The 21,465-nt window shown below is 61.5% G+C and carries 19 protein-coding genes, 1 tRNA gene and 1 pseudogene; 16 read left to right on the top strand and 5 right to left on the bottom strand.

Annotated features, from left to right (window positions below):
• Positions 1–14 precede the first annotated feature (14 nt).
• The 14 genes and pseudogenes from CEJ45_RS09220 to CEJ45_RS09155 all read left to right on the top strand — a co-directional run bounded on the left by CEJ45_RS09220 (position 15) and on the right by CEJ45_RS09155 (position 14,736).
• Positions 15–686: a response regulator gene (locus tag CEJ45_RS09220; protein WP_088754848.1), complete on the top strand. Its 672-nt coding sequence runs from the start codon at positions 15–17 to the stop codon at positions 684–686.
• Entirely contained in the window at positions 679–2,058 is a 1,380-nt protein-coding gene (locus tag CEJ45_RS09215; protein WP_088754847.1) for a sensor histidine kinase, read from the top strand. Before CEJ45_RS09220 ends, CEJ45_RS09215 begins: the two co-directional genes overlap by 8 nt.
• 208 nt (positions 2,059–2,266) lie before the next feature.
• Positions 2,267–3,538: an ABC transporter substrate-binding protein gene (locus tag CEJ45_RS09210; RefSeq protein WP_088754846.1), complete on the top strand. Its 1,272-nt coding sequence runs from the start codon at positions 2,267–2,269 to the stop codon at positions 3,536–3,538.
• Between the two features lie 77 nt (positions 3,539–3,615).
• A complete protein-coding gene (locus CEJ45_RS09205) occupies positions 3,616–4,494 on the top strand; it encodes a carbohydrate ABC transporter permease (protein WP_088754845.1) in 879 nt (292 codons plus the stop codon).
• Positions 4,482–5,294, top strand: coding sequence for a carbohydrate ABC transporter permease (locus tag CEJ45_RS09200; RefSeq protein WP_088754844.1), 813 nt, complete (start codon positions 4,482–4,484; stop codon positions 5,292–5,294). Before CEJ45_RS09205 ends, CEJ45_RS09200 begins: the two co-directional genes overlap by 13 nt.
• Positions 5,295–5,303: 9 nt before the next feature.
• The gene (locus CEJ45_RS09195) at positions 5,304–6,341 is read left to right on the top strand and encodes an NAD(P)-dependent alcohol dehydrogenase (RefSeq protein ID WP_088754843.1); all 1,038 of its coding nucleotides are present in this window, start codon (positions 5,304–5,306) and stop codon (positions 6,339–6,341) included.
• 2 nt (positions 6,342–6,343) lie between these two features.
• Entirely contained in the window at positions 6,344–7,564 is a 1,221-nt protein-coding gene (locus tag CEJ45_RS09190; RefSeq protein ID WP_088754842.1) for an ABC transporter ATP-binding protein, read from the top strand.
• Positions 7,500–8,381 carry an AraC family transcriptional regulator gene (locus tag CEJ45_RS09185; RefSeq protein WP_088754841.1) on the top strand — a complete coding sequence of 294 codons (882 nt, stop codon included), beginning with the start codon at positions 7,500–7,502 and terminating at the stop codon, positions 8,379–8,381. Before CEJ45_RS09190 ends, CEJ45_RS09185 begins: the two co-directional genes overlap by 65 nt.
• Before the next feature lie 32 nt (positions 8,382–8,413).
• The gene (xylB, locus tag CEJ45_RS09180) at positions 8,414–9,895 is read left to right on the top strand and encodes a xylulokinase (RefSeq protein ID WP_088754840.1); all 1,482 of its coding nucleotides are present in this window, start codon (positions 8,414–8,416) and stop codon (positions 9,893–9,895) included.
• A gap of 178 nt (positions 9,896–10,073) precedes the next feature.
• Positions 10,074–11,300 carry a type VI secretion system Vgr family protein gene (locus tag CEJ45_RS09175; protein ID WP_241517314.1) on the top strand — a complete coding sequence of 409 codons (1,227 nt, stop codon included), beginning with the start codon at positions 10,074–10,076 and terminating at the stop codon, positions 11,298–11,300.
• Complete coding sequence (locus tag CEJ45_RS09170) at positions 11,183–12,295, top strand: T6SS effector BTH_I2691 family protein (protein ID WP_277622415.1); 1,113 nt, start codon at positions 11,183–11,185, stop codon at positions 12,293–12,295. The genes CEJ45_RS09175 and CEJ45_RS09170 overlap by 118 nt, the downstream gene beginning before the upstream one ends.
• 3 nt (positions 12,296–12,298) lie before the next feature.
• Positions 12,299–13,375 carry a DUF6708 domain-containing protein gene (locus CEJ45_RS09165; RefSeq protein ID WP_088754839.1) on the top strand — a complete coding sequence of 359 codons (1,077 nt, stop codon included), beginning with the start codon at positions 12,299–12,301 and terminating at the stop codon, positions 13,373–13,375.
• Positions 13,376–13,384: 9 nt separating this feature from the next.
• A pseudogene (locus tag CEJ45_RS09160) lies at positions 13,385–14,463 on the top strand (DUF6708 domain-containing protein).
• A 9-nt stretch (positions 14,464–14,472) separates the two neighbouring features.
• Positions 14,473–14,736, top strand: a complete 264-nt coding sequence (locus CEJ45_RS09155) for a PAAR domain-containing protein (protein ID WP_034340905.1) — start codon at positions 14,473–14,475, stop codon at positions 14,734–14,736.
• A 31-nt stretch (positions 14,737–14,767) separates the two neighbouring features.
• On the opposite strand, the gene CEJ45_RS09150 is transcribed toward CEJ45_RS09155, so the two are convergent.
• The 5 genes from CEJ45_RS09150 to CEJ45_RS09130 all read right to left on the bottom strand — a co-directional run bounded on the left by CEJ45_RS09150 (position 14,768) and on the right by CEJ45_RS09130 (position 18,655).
• Positions 14,768–16,177: a DUF2130 domain-containing protein gene (locus tag CEJ45_RS09150; protein WP_088754838.1), complete on the bottom strand. Its 1,410-nt coding sequence runs from the start codon at positions 16,175–16,177 to the stop codon at positions 14,768–14,770.
• Positions 16,178–16,318: 141 nt separating this feature from the next.
• Positions 16,319–16,393, bottom strand: a tRNA-Val gene (locus CEJ45_RS09145).
• A gap of 148 nt (positions 16,394–16,541) precedes the next feature.
• Positions 16,542–17,276 carry a DNA polymerase III subunit epsilon gene (gene dnaQ, locus CEJ45_RS09140; RefSeq protein ID WP_039784504.1) on the bottom strand — a complete coding sequence of 245 codons (735 nt, stop codon included), beginning with the start codon at positions 17,274–17,276 and terminating at the stop codon, positions 16,542–16,544.
• Positions 17,277–17,337: 61 nt separating this feature from the next.
• Complete coding sequence (gene rnhA / locus CEJ45_RS09135) at positions 17,338–17,772, bottom strand: ribonuclease HI (protein WP_034340887.1); 435 nt, start codon at positions 17,770–17,772, stop codon at positions 17,338–17,340.
• Positions 17,773–17,860: 88 nt separating this feature from the next.
• Positions 17,861–18,655 (bottom strand): class I SAM-dependent methyltransferase, encoded by a 795-nt coding sequence (locus CEJ45_RS09130; protein ID WP_088754837.1) that lies wholly within the window; start codon positions 18,653–18,655, stop codon positions 17,861–17,863.
• Positions 18,656–18,717: 62 nt separating this feature from the next.
• Here CEJ45_RS09130 and gloB point away from each other — a divergent pair, with 62 nt between their 5' ends.
• The gene (gloB, locus tag CEJ45_RS09125; RefSeq protein WP_088754836.1) at positions 18,718–19,512 is read left to right on the top strand and encodes a hydroxyacylglutathione hydrolase; all 795 of its coding nucleotides are present in this window, start codon (positions 18,718–18,720) and stop codon (positions 19,510–19,512) included.
• A 340-nt stretch (positions 19,513–19,852) separates the two neighbouring features.
• On the top strand, positions 19,853–21,385 hold the full coding sequence (locus CEJ45_RS09120; protein WP_088754835.1) for a transglycosylase SLT domain-containing protein: 1,533 nt from the start codon (positions 19,853–19,855) through the stop codon (positions 21,383–21,385).
• Positions 21,386–21,465: the final 80 nt, after the last annotated feature.

The following is a 21,465-nucleotide window of genomic DNA, read 5'->3' as shown; positions in this document are numbered from 1 at the left end:
CACGAGACCATCGCATGAAATTGCTCCTGATCGAAGACAATCCCCAGCTCGCCCACTGGCTGGAGCAGATCCTCAAGGAACACAAGTTCAAGGTCGATATCGCCGCCGATGGCGAGATCGCCGACCAGGTCCTGCGCGACGAGAACTACGACGTCGTGCTGCTGGACCTGATGCTGCCCAAGCTGCACGGCAAGAACGTGCTGCGCCGCCTGCGCGAACGCCACAACGGCGTGCCGGTAATGATCCTCACCGCCAGCGGCTCCATCGATGAAAAGGTCGAATGCCTCGGCGCCGGCGCCGACGACTACCTGGTCAAACCCTTCGAGATCCGTGAACTGGTGGCCCGCATCAAGGTGCTGGTGCGCCGCCAGACGCCCGACAAGGCCGCCGAGATCCATTGCGGCGACCTGGTCTATGACAGCAACACGCGCCAGTTCGCCGTGGCCGGCGTGACGCTGGCGCTCCCGGCGCGCGAGCATGACGTGCTGGAAGTGCTGATGTTGAAACAAGGCAAGACGGTCTCCAAGACTGCGCTCATGAAGGGGGTCTTCAGCCTTTCCGAAGAACCGAGCGCGGACGCCATCGAGATCTACATCTCGCGCCTGCGCAAGAAGCTGGAACAGTCGAGCGCGGCCATCATGACCCTGCGCGGCCTGGGCTATCTGCTCAAGCAGAAAGATGATTGACAGCCTGCGCCTGCGGCTGCTGTGGTGGCTGCTGATCCCGATGGCGGTCTACGTGGGCCTGTCCACCGGCGACGCGTATGACAATGCCGTCTCCAGCGCCACCCTGGTGCAGGACCGGGCACTGCTGGCCTCGGCCCGCATGATGGCTGGCCAGGTCGGCTGGAACGATGGCGCGCCGGTGGTCTCGATTCCCCCTGCGGCGCTGGAACTGTTCGCTTCCCCGGCGCAGGATGCGGTGTATTACCAGGTGCGCATGGATGACGAGACACTCCTGGCCGGACGCCCCGATTTCCCTGCCGAGCCTGACTTTGCGGCGCTCTATCCGGTCTATACCACGACCACCTTCGAGGGCAAGCCGCTGCGCGTGGTCAGCTACATCCGCGCGCTGTTCGATGAAGGCACGCTGCGCATGGTGGCCGTTTCGGTGGGCCAGACCATGCAGGGACGGCAGGAGATGATCGACGACCAGTGGCACGCCTCGCTGCGGCGCCAGATCGTGCTGCTGCTGCTGGCCATCAGCCTGGTGGTGCTGGGCCTGACGATGGAGTTGCGCCCGCTGCTGGCGCTCAAGGACGAACTGGCCACGCGCGAGCCGGATTCGCTCACGCCGCTGCGTGCCGGCGGCTTGCAGCAGGAATTGCGGCCCATCGTGGAGGCCATCAACCAGTACATCTTCCGCCTCAATGCGCAAGTGACGGTGCAGAAGCGCTTCGTGGCCGATGCCGCGCACCAGTTGCGCACGCCCCTTGCCGTGATCGATTCGCAGATCCAGTTCGCCCGCCAGCTGGACGATCCGGCGCGGGTCAAGCAGGTGCTGGCCTCCTTGCAGGAGGGCAGCCGCAGCATGACCGACCTGACCAACAAGCTGCTGCTGCTCTCCCAGGCCGAAGCCTCCAACAGCAGCGCCTTCCCGCGCGCGCCGGTGGACCTGCTGGCGGTGGCCGCCATGGTGCTGGAGGAACTGGCCGGACTGGCGCTCAAGAAGGGCATCGACCTGGGGCTGGAGACCACGCTGGAGAGCGCCATGGTCAACGGCAACGAGGCGCAGCTGATGGGCTTGCTGATGAACCTGATCGACAATGCCCTGCGCTATACGCCCGAGGGCGGCAAGGTCACCGTGGGACTGGAGAAGAAGCGCAACCAGGTCATCATCACCGTGACCGACAATGGCCCCGGCATCCCGGCCGAGGTGCGCGAGCGCGTCTTCGAACGGTTCTATCGCAATGCCGCGCCGGATCAGCCGGGCTCCGGCCTGGGACTGGCCATCGTGCGCGAGATCGTGCAGGCCTCCCAGGGCGCAATCCGGCTCGACGCGCCGGCCCGGGGCAGCGGCCTGGTGGCCACGGTGAGCCTGCCGGCGCTGGCGAGCTGACACCCCTCTTTCCCATGCGGCGGTAATACAAAAACGCGCCGCCGCCACAACAAACGATCAAAAAGTATCAGCCCGCTGCACGCTTTTGGCGTGGAGCGGCGCGCCCTGCCCTCGTACTCTTGCTCCTGCCTGTGAAGGCAAAGGGTGCTTGCGACTCCCCCCGCATCTGCGTCCGACCTGAACGATAAAAAATACCAGGAGACAACCCGTGAACAAGATCTGCTTGGGCGCCGCGTGCGCCGTCCTTGGCGCTGCCCTGCCCTTGGTGGCATCGGCGCAGTCCTGCAATGTCCCCGTGCTGAAGGTGCTGGCGCAGAAGAGCCTGGGCCTGACGGTGATGGAAAAATCGCTGGCCGATTACCAGAAGCGCACCGGCACCCGCGTGGAGATCAGCTACTTCGGCGAGAACGACCGGCGCGCCAAGTCGCGCCTGGATGCTTCCACCAAGGCCGGTTCCTACCAGGTGTATTACGTCGATGAGGCCAACGTGGCCGAGTTCGCCTCGGCGGGCTGGATCGTACCGCTGCTGAAGTATTTCCCCAAGGAGGCCGACTATGACGACTTCCTGCCCGGTCGCCGGGCGGTGGCCAGCTACAAGGACGTGGCGTATTTCGCCCCGCTGATCGGCGGTTCCGATTTCCTCTTCTATCGCCGCGACCTGCTGGAAAAAGCGGGCCTGCCGGTCCCGCGCACGCTGGACGAACTGGTGGCCGACATCAAGAAACTGCATTCGCCGCCCGGCGTCTATGGCTGGGTGGCGCGCGGCCAGCGCGGCTCGGGCATGAACGTGTGGCGCTGGGCGCCCTTCATGCTGGCCCAGGGCGGCCAGTGGACCGACAAGAACAACCAGCCGGCCTTCAATTCACCGGCCGCCGTCAAGGCCACGCAGCTCTATGCGGAACTGTTCAAGTACGGTCCCCCGGGCGCGGCCACCTATGACTGGAGCAATGCGCTGGAAGCCTTCCGCTCGGGCAAGGTGGCCTTCATGATCGAGTCCACGCCCTTTGCCGACTGGATGGAGGACAGCAGCAAATCCAGTGTGGCCGACAAGGTCGGCTACGCCCGCCCGCCGGCACCGCTGCCCTCGGCCGCCTACGGCCACGGCCTGGCCATCTCCGCCATCGGGGCCAAGGACGAGTGCACGCGCCAGGCGGCCGGCAAGTTCATCGCCTTTGCCACCGGCAAGGAGCAGGAACAGGCACGCCTGCGCGAGAAGGTCTTCAGCGACTACAACCGCACCAGCACCATCCAGAGCGATTACTTCCAGAAGAACGTCAAGCCGCAGATCCTGGCGGGCCTGAAGGACACCACACCGGTCTCCAAGCTGACCATCTGGCCCAGCCCGCAGTGGCCGGACATCGGCGACAACCTGGGCGTGGCGCTGGAAGAAGTCTTCACCGGCACCCAGAAGGATATTCCCCGCGCCCTGGACGAAGCCGCCCAGTATGCGCAGGACGCGATGGAACACCCGCGTAAATAATTTCCTTCATTCAACCGCGTCAAACGATGTAGCCGCCCCGTTCCCGTGCCGGAACGGGGCGGACTCCGGAGTCCTGCATGTTCAATCGTGGAAAGACCTCGCTGCCCTACCTGTTCCTCGGCCCGTCGCTCCTGGTGATGCTGGTACTGGGGCTGGTGCCGACGGTGGCGGCGATCAACCTGGCACTGAAGAACCGCGTGCTGCGCTATCCCGACAGCGACTACGTCTGGTTGCGCAATATCGAGCGGCTGATGTCGGACCGGCGCTTCCTCAACGCCATCGAAGTCTCGGCGATCTGGGAAGTGGTCACCGTGCTGGGCGCTGTGGTGGCCGGCATCCTCATCGCCATCTACCTGTTTGAAAACGTCCATGGAAAATGGCGGCAAGCCATGTGCGTCTTGCTGATCACGCCGGTGCTGCTGCCGCGCGTGTCGGCCGCCTTCATCTGGAAGTTCATGTATTCGCCGCTGACCGGCATCCTGGGCTGGCTGCTGGGGCTGGTGGGCATCCATGACACGGCCTTCCTGTCGGACCCGCTGCTGGCGCTCTATGCGGTGGCGGCCGTGGATATCTGGCAGTGGGGATTGTTCTTCGCAGTGATCGTCTTGAAGCTGCTGGAAACCCTGCCGCCCGAACCGCTGGAAGCGGCGCGGCTGGATCATGCCCGCACCTGGCAGGTGTATGCCTACATCGCCCTGCCGATGTTGAAGGCCCCGCTCATCAGCCTGGTCTTCATCAAGATGGTGGAGTCGCTGCGCTCCTTCGACCTGATCTACGTGATGACCAAGGGCGGGCCCGGTGTGGCCACCGAAACGCTGGACATGTATGCCTATGCGCAAGGCATCGGGCTCTCCGGCAAGGTCTCGTATGCCTCCACCATGGCGGTGCTGATGATGGTGGCTACCACACTGATCTTTACCCTGATCTGGAAACGGGTGAGCAAATGGGAAGACTGATCACACGCTGCGCCGTCTGGGGCGTGGGCATCCTGCTGGTACTGGTGGCGGTGTTTCCGCTGCTGTGGGCGCTGCTCAATTCCTTGAAGACCTTGCTGGACATCGTCACGCCCACGCCGCGTTTCCTCTTCACGCCGACGCTGGAGAACTATCGCCAGGTCATCGGCAGTCCGGAGGTACTGGTGGGCCTGACCAACAGTGCCGTCATCGTCGGTAGCGCCGTACTGCTGGGGACGCTCATGGGCGTGCCGGCAGCCTACGTGATTGCGCGCTACCACGTGCCCGGCAAGCGCGACATCCAGTTCTTCCTGCTCTCGCTGCGCTTCCTGCCGCCGGTGGCGGTGGCCATTCCGCTCATTGCGATCTGGGTCGACCTGGGGCTGTATGACACGCGCTTCTCCATGATCGTGACTTACCTGCTGACCACGCTCTCCACCATTACCTGGCTGTCGATCCCCGTGTTCCAGCGCATGCCGCGCGAGATCGAGGAAGCCGCCACCCTCGATGGCTACGGCCCCTACGCGGTGTTCTGGAAGATCGCCCTGCCCAACTGCGCCGGCACCTTGCTGGGCGGGATCATCTTCAGCTTCGTGCTGGTGTGGAACGAACTGATGATCGCCCTGGCGCTGACCTCCTCCAACAGCGCCACGCTGCCGGTGGTGGCCTCGGCCTTTACTTCCATGGGGCAGGAAGTGCCGTGGGGCGTGATCAACGCGTCCACCGTCCTGCTGGCGCTGCCGCCCCTGATCTTTGTCGGCGTCTTGAGCCGGCTGTTGAATTCCATCCTCACCGGAAAATAAGGAGATCCCATGCAAGCCCTCGTACTCGAAGCCACGCGTGAACTGGCCCTGCGCGACATCGACCTGCCGCAGGAACTGGGTGCCCAGGATGTGCGCATCCGCATCCACACCGTCGGCATCTGCGGCAGCGACCTGCACTACTACACCCACGGCCGCATCGGTCCCTTCAAGGTGGAAGCACCCATGGTGCTGGGGCACGAGGCCTCGGGCACCATCATCGAAGTCGGCAGCGCCGTCACGCAACTCAAGGTCGGCGACCGCGTCTGCATGGAGCCGGGCATCCCGCGCCTGGACTCACCGGCCACGCTGCGCGGCCTGTACAACCTCGATCCCTCGGTGCGCTTCTGGGCCACGCCGCCGATCCACGGTTGCCTCACCGGCAGCGTGGTACATCCGGCAGCGTTCACCTATCGACTGCCGGACAATGTCAGCTTTGCCGAAGGGGCCATCGTCGAACCCTTGTCCATCGGCCTGCAGGCCGCCACCAAGGCGCGCATGAAGCCGGGCGATACGGCTGTGGTGATCGGCGCCGGGACCATCGGCGCCATGACTGCACTGGCCGCCCTGGCCGGGGGCGCGGCGCGTGTGATCCTGGCTGATGTGGTGGCGGAGAAGCTGGCCCATTTCGCCAGCAATCCCGCCGTCATCACGGTGGACGTGACGCAGCAGCACTTGAGCGCGGTGGTGCAGCAGGTCACCGAGGGCTGGGGGGCCGATGTGGTGTTTGAGGCCTCGGGCCATGCCGGCGTCTACCAGACGCTGCTGGACCTGGTCTGTCCCGGTGGCTGCGCGGTGCTGGTGGGCATGCCGCCGGAACCGGTGGCGCTGGACGTGGTGACCATGCAGACCAAGGAAGTGCGGCTGGAATCGGTCTTCCGCTATGCCAACATTTTCCCGCGCGCACTGGCGCTGCTGAGCTCGGGAATGATCGATGTGAAGCCTTTCATTTCACGCAGCTTCCCCTTCTCGCAGGGGATTGAGGCCTTCGAAGAAGCCGCGCGCGGCCTGCCGCAGGATGTGAAGATCCAGATCGAGATGGAAGGCTGACCATGGCCGACATCCACTGCCAGGGCTTGTCCAAGCACTACGCCGGTGGCCCGCCGGTATTGCATCCGCTGGACCTCACCATCGGTGACGGCGAATTCGTGGTCCTGCTGGGCCCCTCGGGCTGCGGCAAATCGACCATGCTGCGCATGATCGCCGGCCTCGAAGAGATCAGCGGCGGCACCCTCTCCATCGGCGGCAAGGTCGTCAACGACCTGCCCGCGCGGGATCGCAACGTGGCCATGGTGTTCCAGAACTACGCGCTCTATCCGCACATGAACGTGTATGACAATATCGCCTTCGGCCTGCGCCGCCTGAAGCGCCCGGCCGACGAAATCGACCGCCGCGTGCGGGAGGTGGCGGCGATGTTGAATCTCGATACCCTGCTCGAACGCAAGCCGCGCGCCATGTCCGGCGGCCAGCAGCAGCGCGCCGCGATTGCGCGCGCCATCATCAAGACGCCGTCGGTGTTCCTGTTCGATGAACCGCTCTCCAACCTCGATGCCAAGCTGCGCGCGCAATTGCGCGGCGACATCAAGCGCCTGCACCAGCGCCTGCGGACCACCACCGTCTACGTTACCCACGACCAGCTGGAAGCCATGACCCTGGCTGACCGCGTCATCCTCATGCAAGGTGGGCAGATCGTGCAGGCGGGCTCGCCAGCCGAACTCTATCGTTATCCGCGCACGCTCTTTGCGGCGGGATTCATCGGCACGCCCGCCATGAACTTCCTCGATGGCGTGGTCGAACGGGATGGCGCAACGCTCTCCGTGCGCTGCGAAGACCAGCGCTGGATCCTGCAAGATGAAAGGTTTTCACGCTTGGTTCCGGGAATGTCGGTAAAGTTGGCGGTGCGTCCTGACTATGTCCGCCTGGCCGGCGAGCAGGACGCCGCCCACAGCCTGACCTGCGCGGTCGATGTGGAACTGGTGGAGATCCTGGGTGCCGATGCCCTGCTCACCACCCGCTGGGGCGCACAGACGCTGACTGCCCTGGTGAGCGCGCAGCACCTGCCGCAGGCGGGACAGCGCCTGCACCTGGCCTTCGATCAGCACGCGTTGCACGTGTTCGATGTACAAAGCGGAGAGAACCTGTCGCTGCCACCCGCCGCCTTCGCGGCCCGCGGCCATGACGACGGCCCGCATGGCAAGGAGACAAAGCATGAGTCCGGATCTGGAGCTGGTCCATACCCGCCAGGACGAATCGTTCAGGGCGTGGGTGCATGACTACCCGCACACGGTGGCCAAGTGGCATTTTCATCCTGAATACGAAGTCCACGTCATCACCGCATCCAGCGGCAAGTTTTTCGTGGGCGATTTCATCGGCGACTTCGGTCCCGGCAACCTGGTGCTGACCGGTCCCAACCTGCCGCACAACTGGGTCAGCAACCTGGGCGCGGGCGAACACGTGGGCGCGCGCGACCTGGTACTGCAATTTTCGCGGCCCTTTGCCGACCGCATGCTGGGCGCCATCCCGGAGCTCTCGCCCTTGCAGGATCTGCTGGAGGGGGCGGCGCGCGGCCTGCAATTTCCTGATGCATTGGGCAGGTCGATCATCCCGCTGATGCAGGACCTGGCACAGGCCAGCGGCGCGCGCCGTGTGGTACTGATGATGAGCGTGCTGGAACAGCTGGCTTCCTGCCGCGAACGCAAGCCCCTGGCCGGGCCGGGCTACGACCTGGATGCCCAGCGGCACATGTCCTCCACCATCAACCAGGTGCTCTCCTGCATCCGCCAGAACCTGGGCGGCAACCTGCGCGAGAGTGATGTAGCCGAACTGGCGGGCATGAGCGTGAGCAGCTTTACGCGTTTCTTCAAGCGGCATACGGGCTGCACCTTCATCCAGTACCAGAACGGATTGCGCCTGAACGAGGCCTGCGAATTGCTGATGTGCACCGAATTGAGCGTCACCGAGGTGTGCTACCGGGTCGGGTTCAACAATCTTTCCAATTTCAATCGCCAGTTCCTGGCCCACAAGGGCATGCCGCCCTCGCGCTTTCGCGCGCTGCACCGGCTCAACGACGAAGTCCGGGCGGTCGCGTAGCGCCTCTCCACTTGCACGCAAAGGAAAATGATTTGAGCTATCTCGGCATCGACCTCGGCACTTCCGAAGTCAAGCTCGTCCTCACCGACGACGACTCCCGCGTCATCGCCACCAGCAGCGCCCGCCTGCGGGTGGACAACCCGCATCCGCTGTGGTCCGAACAGGCACCGCAGGCCTGGTGGAACGCCACGCTCGACGCCATCGCCGCGTTGCGCGCCGAGGCCCCGCAGGCTTTCCAGGCCCTGCGCGGCATCGGCATCTCCGGTCAGATGCATGGCGCCACCCTGCTGGATCGCAACCGCAATGTATTGCGCCCGGCCATCCTGTGGAACGACATGCGCGCCCATGCGGAATGCGTGGAACTGGAAGCGCTGGTGCCGGATGCGCCCGCCATCACCGGCAATCGGGCCATGCCGGGCTTCACGGCACCCAAACTGCTGTGGCTGTCGAAATACGAACCGGCGGTCTACCGCGCCATCGACAAGGTCTTGTTGCCCAAGGATTACCTGGGCTGGAAACTGACGGGAGAATTCGTCTCCGAGATGTCGGACGCGGCTGGCACGCTGTGGCTGGATGTGGCGCGGCGCGACTGGTCCGACCGCATGCTGGCGGCCACCGGGCTGGATCGCAGCCACATGCCGAGCCTGGTCGAAGGCAGTGACGTGGCCGGCCAGTTGCGTGAGGAGTTGCGGCGCGAATGGGGCATCAATGGCCCGGTGGTGGTGGCCGGTGGTGCCGGGGACAATGCGGCCAGCGCGGTGGGCATCGGCGTGATCCAGGCGGGCGATGCTTTCCTGTCGCTGGGTAGTTCGGGCGTCTTGTTCGCCGCCACGGCGCGGCATGCTCCCAATCCGCAGCAAGGTGTGCATGCGTTCTGCCACTGCCTGCCTGGTCAATGGCACCAGATGAGCGTGATCCTGTCGGCAGCAGCCAGCCTGCATTGGCTCTCCGGCGTGACGGCGCGGCCGGTGGCGGAGCTGGTGGCGGGGGCGGAGCGACTGACGGCGACGCAGCAGGCACAGGCGCCCTTGTTCCTGCCGTATCTCAATGGCGAGCGCACGCCGCACAATGATGCGACGGCAAAGGGCGTGCTGTTCGGCATGACGCCCGCGCATGAGACTGCGCATCTGGCCTATGCGGTGATGGAGGGCGTGGCCTTTGCGATGGCCGATGGCTATGCGGCCTTGCAGGCTGCGGGCACCACGCTGGAGAGTGCGGCTTTTGTGGGGGGCGGGTCGCGTAGTGCGTTCTGGGGAGAGTTGTGTGCGACCGCCTTGGGGATGCCTCTGCGGCGGCATGCGGGGGCGGAAGTGGGGGCGGCGTTGGGGGCGGCCAGGTTGGGGAGGTTGGCGCGGACGGGGGAGGATGTGGCCAGCGTGTGCGTCCCGCCCGAGGTACTGGAATGGTATCGCCCTGATGCTGCAAGGCAGGCACAACTGCAGCGCAGGCTGGCACAATATCGGCGCCTCTATCGTAGTCTCGCAGACGAATTCATCGCGTTCTCGCAGTCCTGAAATCGGCGGACTGCCGGCGTCCGGCGGGATCCTCATCCAAACAAATACACGGCATTTATCGAAGCAATTCAACAGACTTCAAGCAAGCCATCGTGCAACATCTGCGCTTCCCGATTTGGCTTGCTGAAGTCTTCCCTGCCTTCTTCGGGACATTCATTTTTCCCGCAGAAGGACACGCATGCATTCCCGCACCACCGGCTGGGACAGCCTGACCCGGCAGCGCCAGCATCACCGCATCCTGCAACTTCACTTCGTCAATGACGATGCCCCCGACGTCGAACTGCTGATCAATCGCCTCGACGCCAGCGAGGCCTTGAGCCGCGATTACGCTTACACGCTCGAACTTCTCAGCAACGACGCCTGCATCCCGCTGGAGGCGCTGATGGGCAAGCTGCTGCGCGTGGCGTTGATTCGCGCAGACGGCACGCCGCGCCATTTCACCGGCCACGTGGACCGCTTCCGCTTTGTACGCACCGATGGCGGCATCGCCTTCTACGAGGCACGCCTGGTGCCGTGGATGGCCTTCCTGGCCGCGCGCCGGAACAATCGCATCTTTCATCATCTCAGCCTGCAAGGACTGAGTACCGAAATCTTCCGCGCCTATCCTTTGCATGCGCGATGGGACTGCCTGCTGCGCCATGGCGACGCACAGCGCACCGAGATGTTCCAGTTCGACGAGAGCGACAGCAACCTCCTGCATCGGCGCTGGGAAGACGCTGGCTGGTACTACCACTACGAACACCAGGCAGACGGCCATCAATTGAGACTGTCGGATGATTCGACCTATGCCCAGCCGATCGACGGCACAGGCCTGGTCCCCTTCCAGCATCATGGAGGCGCCATCGAAGAAGATGGCATGGCCCAATGGTCTGCGGTGCGCCAGTTCCAGCCGTCCAGCACGCGCCTCTCCAGTTACGACTTCAAGGCGGCGCGGCCACAGGATGTTCAAATACCGACCCTGAACAAGCAAGGCGCCGTGCCGCTGGTAGAACATTACGAGTATGCAGGCGCCTATGGCTTTTCCAATCGAGACGACGGCGACCGCCAAAGCCGCTTGCGCATGGAGGAGTTCGAGGCGGCGGCGCAACTCTTCGAAGGTATCGGCAATTGCCGCTTTCTCCAGCCGGGCCGGACCTTCCGCCTGACGGGACATTTTTCGGCGCCCGCCACCTCGCATGATCACGACCGCGATCCGGAATTGCTGATCGTCAGCGTCGAGCACAGTGCGACCAACAATTATCTGCAGGACTCGGATATGCCCGCGCCTTGCTGCTCAACCAGGCAGACATCATCGCGGCTACCGAGACGCAGCTCAAGGGTAGCGACTTCCAGTTCGAAAACATTCTCAACGTCTACAAAGGTGCAATCCTGCGCTTGGACGATCCGAAGCAGGCGGAGCAAATGATTGATCGCTTGGCGCTGACTACAGGCAATGTACTTGTCAAAGCCATTAGCGGGAGCAGTACTGCCCTCGCACGAGCAATTGCACTGACTCACCTTCAGCTTTTGGGTGGAGTTGGCATCAAGGTCAGCAACATGAGCCGTGTCGATGTAGCGCAATGGGCTATCGCACAAGCGAAAGAACAAGGCATAAAACTGGAGACAGACCGTAAAGAAACCAGAGCCGATGCGCGCACCCAAGCGCGAGAGGCTGTCAAGCGGGCCAGAGTTCAGAACCACTTCTACTATGAGCTGGACATCGGCGCTCTTGAAAAGGATGGCCGCATCGCGCCAGGAAGCATCAAGGGCATTGGTATTCCTGGGGTTACCACGGCGAAGAATTGGCTGGGGTCGGGATCACCGCGAGACTTCAAGCTTGGCGTCGTGACCATGATCGTACAAATGGCGGCGCTGAATTTTGCCATGACGGATCTCGATAATAATGATCAGTTCAATCAGTGGGAAACGCGCACAAAAGCTACGTTAGCAATTATCAGCCTGAGTGCAACGATGGTCGAGATTGCGATGGTAAGCGTTGAGAACTCGGTGGAGCACCCGTTGGCAGTATTTATCCGGAATCAATGGGCGGTAGACGCAGAACTCGTTAGCACTATCCTAAAACGTGCTCGTAAAGCCGGAATGGTAGCTGGCGTCTTAGCAGGACTTTATGACCTCTTATTTAATGCTCCGCAAGCATTCAAAGACGAAAACTACCGTCTTATGGCGCTTTATGTACTGAACGGGATATTAGGAATAGGCATCGCCTTGGCAGCCTATTATGCAATCACATCCATATGGGCTCCGCTTCTACTTTTATCCTTTGCCGTAGGAATCGCCCTCGCTTTGGTTAACAACAGTCAGCTAAAGACTTGGATTTCCCGATGTGACTTTTCTCTTGGGGAAAAATATAGTTCTTTCGAGGACCAGATTAAGGCCTTCAACCGGATAGCTGGAACTTGACTTATGGACGAACGCATCTTTTCCTATAAGGCTGGCGCCCCCATTCCAGCTTGGGATTTGAAACACAGGCTATCTGTTCACGAACCAGTCGGTCCGGAATGTAAAGATACTGGCACGGTGTTTAGAGTCAATTCCACGTACATGGATGTTACCGATCAGCCGTATAGAGATAGGCAGTGGCACGCAGGTGGAGTCCTTACCTCCTGCATCGGCGTTGTCGCCCCATTGGGGCTCATCGGCTATATGTTGATCCATCCAGCGAGAGAGTTTGTCTTCAGTTTGGCAATAGTCTGGTTAATACTTCTGGGAAGTTCCGCCGCCTTTGCGTATCTGACTTGGAGGTACGGCAAGGATGAGTTCTTTGCATTGAAACGCCGCCCAATCCGATTCCACCGAAAGGAGAAAATAATATATGCGATCCGTCATCGCCGATTTTTTTCCAAGCCGGGCCAAGGTGATTTCACATGGGAGATTGCTTGGAACGAGAACGCGATCTTCTGCATCCACAAACGGATAGTCAACCACGGGCCCAGCTACCATATAAGGCACTACGAAGTGGACCAAGACGGCAACGTCATTCGCGCCATGGCGATTGGCCGGACGTGGGAGGGGAAACGAAATCTCCAAGGCTTGCTATCGCAGTGGAACTATTGGTGCTGGTACATGAATCACGGACCAGCCGATTTACCCAGGCCGCCGCTCTACTTCAAAGAACGCGAAACCGCGCTGGAGAGCTTCCTGTTCTGCCTTTACGACTTCGGCACACGCGCCAGCGTAGCTTATCGTATTTCGGTAATGCCGTTCGTCCTGCTGATGACCAGTCATCGTCTCATGGCATTGTGGACTTGCCGTGACCCCGTCTGGCCACAGGCCATCGAGGCACTCAGCACCATAGAACCTGGCGATCCTTTCGATGAACCAAAGGGAGGAACACCAACAGGCTGGGGAGAAACCGCGCAGGCCATTGAGCGGGGCGAGTACCCCTATGACCCGAAGAGCGACATGAAGGCATGGCGCGGTCAAAAAGATCCGGCGCGGAATACCTTGCTTTGGGCTGAAGACATTCCTCCCCGGCATTAGGATATTTCCATGGATGAACGCGTGTTCCCACACAAAGCTGACCAGCCTATTCCCGCGTGGGATCTCAGGCATCGTCTACCCATCGATAAGCCGGTCAGTTCAGAGCGCAGAGATACCGCAACCATCTTTAGAATCAACTCGACTTATATGGATGTTACAGATCAGCCATTTAAAGATCGGCAATGGCTGGCAGGCGGGGTATTCATTGCCGCTTTCTTTTCAGCATTATTCGCTGTGACATTAATAAGGATTGTCCTAATTCCTGTACCGTCGATTGGCATAGGGGTAGTTGCTGTCTACTGCGCATTAATCGGCTCATTGATTCGCGTGACATATATGGCGTTCAAATATGGTCGCGACGAATTCTTTTCGCTAACCCGCCGCCCCATACGTTTCAATCGCAAAGAGAAAAAAATCTATGCCATCCGCCGACGGAGATTCTTCTCCAAGCCGGGACAAGGAGATATCACATGGGAAATTCCTTGGGATGAAAATGCCATTTTTTGTATTCACCGTGGCGTGGCCCATCACCGCCGTTTCTACGATATTCGATATTACGAGGTTGACCATGACGGCAACGTCACGCGTACAGTCGCAATTGGTAAAAATGGGAAGACGACGAAAGTCTGGAAGATCTCCTCTCCCAATGGAACTACTGGTGCTGGTACATGAATCATGGTCCGGCAGAATTACCCAAGCCTTTGTTGTTCTTCAAAGAGAAGGAGAACAGCCTGGAGAGCTTTCTGTTCTGCATGTACGGATTCGGCATGCGCGCCAGCGCAAATTATCGCATCTCCATGATGCCGTTCATCTTGCTAATGACCGGATTCCGCCTCATGGCGCTCCGGACCTGCCGCGATCCCATCTGGTCTGAGGCAGTCGCCAAAATCAGCATCATCGAACCCGACGCCCCATTCGATCAACCCGCAGGAGACACGCCAGTGGGTTGGGCGGAAACGGCGCTTGCTCTTGAACGCAACGAGTATCCAGATGGCGACAAAAGAGAAATGAAAAACTGGCACGGCAAAAAAGACCCCGCCGCAAACGCCCGTCTCTGGGCACAAGACGTCCCTCCCCGCCTCCACTGAAAGCCTCACATGAAAGACGAACAAGGCCGCGCCGTCATCCGCCTCGGCGACAAAACCTCCCACGGCGGCGAAGTGATCTCCGCCAGCGACACGCTCAAGGCCATGGGTAAAGGCGTCGCGCTCGAAGGCGACATGACGCAATGCCCCCAATGCAAAGGCCAGTTCGCCATCCAGCCCAACGGCGGCGGCAGCACCCGCAAGCACCACGGCAAGCAGGTCGCCTATCACGGTGACACCACAGCCTGCGGCGCCAGCCTGATCGCTTCCTTATGAAGGAGTCAGCCCCTCACTGCATACGCGACATTCACTCCACGCCGTCCGACTGCTCCTTCTTGACCTCCGCAAACTTCGCCGCCATGGTCGGATTGCCGCGCGTCAGGCGCTTGATGGTCACATCCTGCGCCTTGTCATTGGCCAGCCGCAGGTTGCGGTCGGTGCCGAGCAGAGCTTCCTTGGTCTTCTGCAAGTGGTCGATGGACTTGTCAATCTCGTCGATGGCCGTCTGGAAGCGGCGCGAGGCCAGGTCGTAGTTCTTGGCAAACGCCGCCTTGAAGGTATCCAGCTCGGATTCGAAATTGGTGATGTCGATGTTCTGCGCCTTCACCACCGCCAGCTCATTCTTGTATTTCAGCGAATTGAGCGCGGCGTTCCTCAGCAGCGTGATAATGGGAATGAAGAACTGCGGACGTACCACGTACATCTTCGGGTAGCGGTGAAATACATCCACAATCCCGGTGTTGTACAGCTCGCTCTCCGGCTCCAGCAGCGAGACCAGCACGGCGTATTCGCAGCCCTTCTCTTGGCGGTCCTTGTCCAATTCCTTGAGGAAGTCTTCATTGCGATTCTTGGTCGCGGTGCGATCGCTCTCGTTCTTCATCTCGAACATGATGGAGACGATCTCGGTTCCCCCTTCATCCGTATCACGGAAGATGTAGTCACCCTTGCTGCCGCTGCGTGCATCGTTGTCCTTCTCGAAATACGCACGCGGGAAGGCGGTGGCGCGGATGCGGTTGAACTCCGTCTCGCAGTGCTGCTCCAGGGTCTCGCCCACCATCTTGGTGGAGAGCCGCGCCTTCATGTCGCGCAGGCGCTCGATCATGTCTTCACGATCCTTCAGCTGGGTCTCGTATTTGTCCTTCAGTGATTTCTCGGCCAGCTGCTTTTCCAGCTCGGCGTGCATCAGCTTGCTCTTGAGTTCGTCGCGCTGCTTCTCCACCGCGCCGACGGCTTCGTTGACGGCCAGCTTCTGGGTCAGGGCGATGGAATCCATCTTCGCTTTCAATGCCTGGATTTCGGCATCCTTCTCGCTGGCGGTCTGCAGCAGCTGCTGGGCCAGGCGCGCCTGGGCCAGTTGCTGGTCGGCGAGCTTTTCCTTCCTGGCCTGCTCCAGGTCGTGGGCCAGCTTGTCGCGCTCGCGCTCCACGTTGGCCATGGCTTCGGCCACGGCCATCTTCTGCGCCATCTCGCCGGCTTCCAGGCGCGCTTTCAATTCCTGGATCTCGGCATCGCGGGCCGCGGCCGCCTTCTGCAACTCGGCTTCAGACTTGGCGCGCGCCAGTTCGATGGCGTTGCGCTTGTCCTGCTCGGCCAGTTCCAGACGCTCATGTAATTGCTGCTCGAAGGCGCTGTCGCGCACTTGCGAGAGGATGTCGGCGTAACCGGCTTCATCAATCTTGAAGGCTTTGCCGCAGTGGGGGCAGATGATGTCGTGCATGGCTGTTGGGGTCCTGTTCTTGACGAATGGCCGCTAGCTTAACGGATCACGCCCGCCATGCAGAGAGAGAAAACGTGGAAAGAAAAACGGAAGAAAGCGCAGAAATGCGAAAAGCCCGCACAAGGCGGGCTTTTCTGAATTTGGTGGAAAGTGCAAGGTTTGAACTTGCGACCCCTGCAGTGTGAATGCAGTGCTCTACCACTGAGCTAACCTTCCGTACCTGACTGGCTTTTTGCTGCAGCGCCAATCGAGAAGCGAGATTATGCCAACGTTTTTCGGCCTGCGCAAGTGCTTCGTAAATAATTCTTCATTTTTTATCGACATCGCTGCCGGACGACGACAAAGCCCCCTGCACTGCCTAGCGTCAGGCCGCCTCTGCAGCCGCTTCCGGCGGCGGCGGTTCAAAGCGCCACACGCAGCTGCCACGCGCCTCCTTGTCGAGCTGGTTGAGCACGTCTTCGTGCAAACCCAGTTCTTCCTCGCTGGCCGCCACCACGATCACCTCCGCCAGCGGGGCCAGTTCCAGCTTGCCTTCGCCTTCGCTCACTTCTTCTTCGGCGCCCAGGTCCATGGTCAGCGAATTCTGGCCGCGCGTCATCGACAGATAGACTTCGGCCAGCAGCTCCGCATCCAGCAGTGCGCCGTGCAGCACGCGATGGGCGTTGGAAATGCCGTAACGGTCGCACAAGGCGTCGAGCGAATTGCGGCGGCCCGGGTGCAGCTCCTTGGCCATCTGCAACGAGTCCACCACGTCGGAAACGTGCTCCTTGAACGGTGGCAGGCCCAGCAAGGCCAGTTCCGCATCGAGGAAGCCGACGTCGAAGGGCGCGTTGTGGATGATGATCTGGGCCCCGCGCACATAGTCCAGGAACTCGGCGGCGATCTGCTTGAAAGTCGGCTTGTCGGCCAGGAATTCGGTGGTCAGGCCGTGGACGGCCAGCGCGCCTTCTTCGGAGTCACGCTCGGGATTGATGTAGAAGTGAAGGTTCTTGCCCGAAAGCTGGCGGTTGAGCACCTCCACACAACCGATTTCCAGGATGCGGTTGCCGTTGCGCGGCGAAAGGCCCGTGGTTTCGGTATCGAGGATGATCTGACGCATGCTTGCTCCTGCTGATATGGATGCTGCTAAAACACTGATATGAAAGAAAACGCCGGAACGGTCAGCCTATGCTGTCCACGCCCCGGTTGGCCAGCTGGTCGGCCCGTTCATTGCCGGCGTGGCCGTTGTGGCCACGCACCCAGCGCCATTCCACCTGGTGCTGCTGCTGGGCGGCATCGAGCGCCTGCCACAGGTCGGCGTTCTTGACCGGCTCCTTGCTGGAGGTCTTCCAGCCGCGCGCCTTCCAGCCGTGGATCCACTCGCTGATGCCCTTCTGCACGTACTGGCTGTCGGTATGCACCACCACTTCGCAAGGACGCTTGAGGGCGTTCAGGGCCTGGATCACCGCCATCAGTTCCATGCGGTTGTTCGTGGTGTTGGGCTCGCCACCGAAGATTTCCTTCTCCTTGCCACCGGCCACCAGCAACGCGCCCCAGCCACCACGGCCGGGATTGCCCTTGCAGGCGCCATCGGAATAAATCTCTACTTTGTCCATGCTCTTCACTTCAATCTGGTTGCACATGCGCATTTGCGCATGACAGGCGGGCCGCGATGATACCTGATCGCGCCGACACGCCCTCGTTTCAATCGGTTTTGTGGATGCGGTTGGTCACCGGCACGCCGCGCGGGGCCTTGAGTTTCTGCCGTTGCAGGGCCGGGCCGATCAGGCGCATGCCGGGCACCCGCTTGATGGCCTGGACGATGTAGACCGCACCGAAATACGGCCACCAGCGGTCGCCGGCCTTTTCCATGAAACCGAAGCGGTCCAGCCATTGCGCCGTCTCGCAAGGCGGCGCGTAGCAGCCGAAGTGGCCGCGGTTGACTTCCATGTTCAGCAGCTTCAGCCAGTCCTTCAGGCGCGGCAGGCGGATGAATTCACCATCCTGCGGCAGGAAGTGGGCACCGGTCAGGCGTCCGGCCACCTGGCGCATGCCCCACAGGCTGCTGGGATTGAAGCCGCAGATGATGACCTGTCCTTCCGGGATCAGCACCCGCTCCACCTCGCGCAGCACCTGGTGCGGTTCGGCGGCGAATTCCAGTACATGGGGCAGCACCACCAGGTCCAGGCTCTGAGTGGCAAAAGGCAGTTCGCCGAAATCCTGCGTCACCACCTGGGGAATTTCCAGCTCGGACTGCCCTTCCACCGGCATGCGGTTGTCGGCCAGCCAGCGATAGGGCATGCGGTTGGCCTGCAGGGCGTGGATCTGGGGGGAACCGATCTGCACGGCGTTGAATCCGAAGATGTCGGCCGTGAGCGCATTGAGGTGCTGCTGCTCCCACTGGCGCAGGTAATCGCCGATGGGCGTCTGCAACCAGGCGGCCAGGTCTATAATTTCCGCGTTGTTCGCAGTCACAGCAGTTTCAGCCTTGTCAGCCATCTCTTCTTTCGCGCCTCATGACCCAGCCAGCCAAGCCAGATCAAGCAGATCAGAAAACTTCATTGGACGTCCTGGCCGTACCGGCGTTCGACGACAACTACCTGTGGATCATCCATGACGGGCGCCATGCCGCCGTGGTCGACCCCGGCGACGCGGTCCCAGTCCTGGCCGCATTGCAGGCCGAGGGCCTGACGTTGGCCGCTATTCTACTGACTCATCACCATGCTGACCATGTCGGCGGTGTGGTCGAGCTGGCGCGCAGCGCCGTGAGCGACGAATTCCCGGCCATCCCGGTCTACGGGCCGGCACGCGAGCAATCCCGCATCAAGGGGATGACGGTCCCGCTGCATGGGAACGACGAAGTGAAGATCCCTTCGCTCGGCCTGTCGCTGCAAGTCATTGACGTGCCCGGTCATACGCTGGGCCATATCGCGTATTACTCGCCGCAAGAGCAACTGGTGTTCTGTGGAGATACCCTCTTCGCCGGCGGTTGCGGCCGCCTCTTCGAAGGCACCCCGGCACAGATGGTGGAGTCACTGGCCAAGCTCAGCAGTCTGCCGGGCGATACGCGGGTGTATTGCGCCCACGAGTACACCCTCTCCAACCTCAAATTCGCGGCCGAGGTCGAGCCCGGCAATGCCGAGCTCAGCACCCGCATCCAGCGCGAGCGTGCCAAGCGGGACCAAGGGGAAGCCACTGTGCCGACCAGCATCGCACTGGAGCGTGCCACCAATCCCTTCCTGCGCGCAAAGGAAAAAGAAATTCAGGAATCACTGCAAAAGGCTGGCCGTTTGACGGAGTTGAATGAAGTTAGCAGCTTTGCAGCCCTGCGCGAATGGAAAAATACCTACAGATAACGCCAAATTGAGGGCCAGTTAGCCGCAAAAACCAGCGAAATCAAGGACTTGGCTTTGTAACAGAGGCCAATTTCTGCTTGACTGGCGAAAAGGGTCTTCCGTACACTCCCTCAATTCCCCAAAATGGGCACCAGCGTTTTTACGAACTTTTACGAAACGCTGTCCTCTCTGCACCACGCCGGGGAAACTCGCAGCTTCCGACCTTGCATTACCGTCAACCTGCACGCGCCCGTGATCGGACTGATCCGGACTCCGCCGGCAGGAGGTGTTGAGCTTCATCACAGCTCTGCAACGGAAGCGCCGCACCCAACTTTTGCCTCTGGCACAGGATATCGCCCACATGCAGCGTACTTTGAAACAATTCGCCATTGCCGCCCTGTTCTGCGCTGGTACCCCGCTGCTCTCCCACGCCAACGATATCTCGATCTACCCCGCCCCCTTCAATGCGATCAATCCCGAACTGGCCGGCAATGCCCTGCCCGGGATGAATGACATCGACATCTGGACACGCATCCGCAAGGGCTTCGGGATTCCTGATCTGGACAATTCGCTTGTGGAGAGCCAGACCCAGTGGTACAGCTCCCGTCCCGACTATATCCAGCGCACTACGGTGCGCGCTTCGCGCTACCTGTTCCACGTCGTGCAGGAACTGGAAAAGCGCGGCATGCCCACCGAACTGGCGCTGCTGCCTTTCATTGAATCGGCCTTCAACCCGGAAGCCCTCTCCACCGCCAAGGCCGCCGGCATGTGGCAGTTCATTCCCTCCACCGGGCGTGACTACAACCTCAAGCAGAACATGTTCACCGACGAGCGCCGCGACGTGCTGGCCTCGACCGATGCCGCACTGACCTACCTGCAGAAGCTCTACGGCATGTTCGGCGACTGGCAGCTGGCACTGGCGGCCTACAACTGGGGCGAAGGCTCGGTGCAGCGCGCGGTGAACCGCAACCTGGCGGCCGGCCTGCCGATCGACTTCAATACGCTGTCGGCGCAGATGCCCAACGAGACCCGCAACTACGTGCCCAAGCTGCAGGCGGTCAAGAACATCATCGCCAACCCGGCCGCCTTCGACATCGCCCTGCCCAAGGTGGACAACCAGCCCTACTTCGTCACCATCGGCAAGACCCGCAACATCGACGTGAAGGTCGCCGCGCAACTGGCCGAGCTGTCGCTGGACGAGTTCAAGGCGCTGAACCCGCAATTCAACCGCCCCGTCATCATCGGCGGCGAAGACACCAAGATCCTGCTGCCGGAAAGCAATGCCGAGAAGTTCAAGTCCAACATGTCCAAGTGGACCCAGGCTTTCTCGACCTGGACGGCGCACACCGTCTCCAGCGCCCGCGAGCGCATCGAGACCATCGCCAGCAAGTTCGGCACCACGCCTGAGGTGATCCGCAGCGTCAACCAGATTCCGCCGCGCATGGTCCTCAAGGCCGGCTCGACCATCCTGGTACCCAAGAACGAAGAAACCGCCTCGCTCGATACCGACCTGACCCCGGAAATCGCCGACAACGCCCGCCTGGCCATCGCACCGGATGTGCCGGAAAGCCGCCGCATCTACGTGAAGGCCGGCAAGCGCGACACCCTGGCCGGCATCGCCAGCCGTTACCGCGTGAGCGTGGCACAGATCAAGGAATGGAATGGCTTGAAGCGTGACACCCTGGCCGCCGGCCAGAGCCTGCAGCTGCAAGTGCCCAACACCGCGGCCCACGCTGCGCCCACCCGCGTAGCGGCGACCCACCACGCTGCCCCGGCACGCCGCCAGGTGGCCTCGGCCAAGGCCCCGGTACGCAAGGCTGCGCCGGCCCCGGCGCGCAAGGTCGCCGGCAAGCCGCTGACGCTGGCCTCGGGCAACGGCGCCCGCAAACAATAATCCGGAGGAAACCGGAGGAGACCCGGGCGGCTTGACCGCCCATCACAACAAGACGCGCCTTGAGCACGGAACAAGAAAAA

It is taken from the genome of Herbaspirillum aquaticum, assembly GCF_002213425.1.
In the GTDB taxonomy this organism is placed as follows: Bacteria; Pseudomonadota; Gammaproteobacteria; order Burkholderiales; family Burkholderiaceae_D; genus Herbaspirillum; species Herbaspirillum aquaticum.
This window is presented reverse-complemented; position numbering and strand designations above follow the sequence as displayed.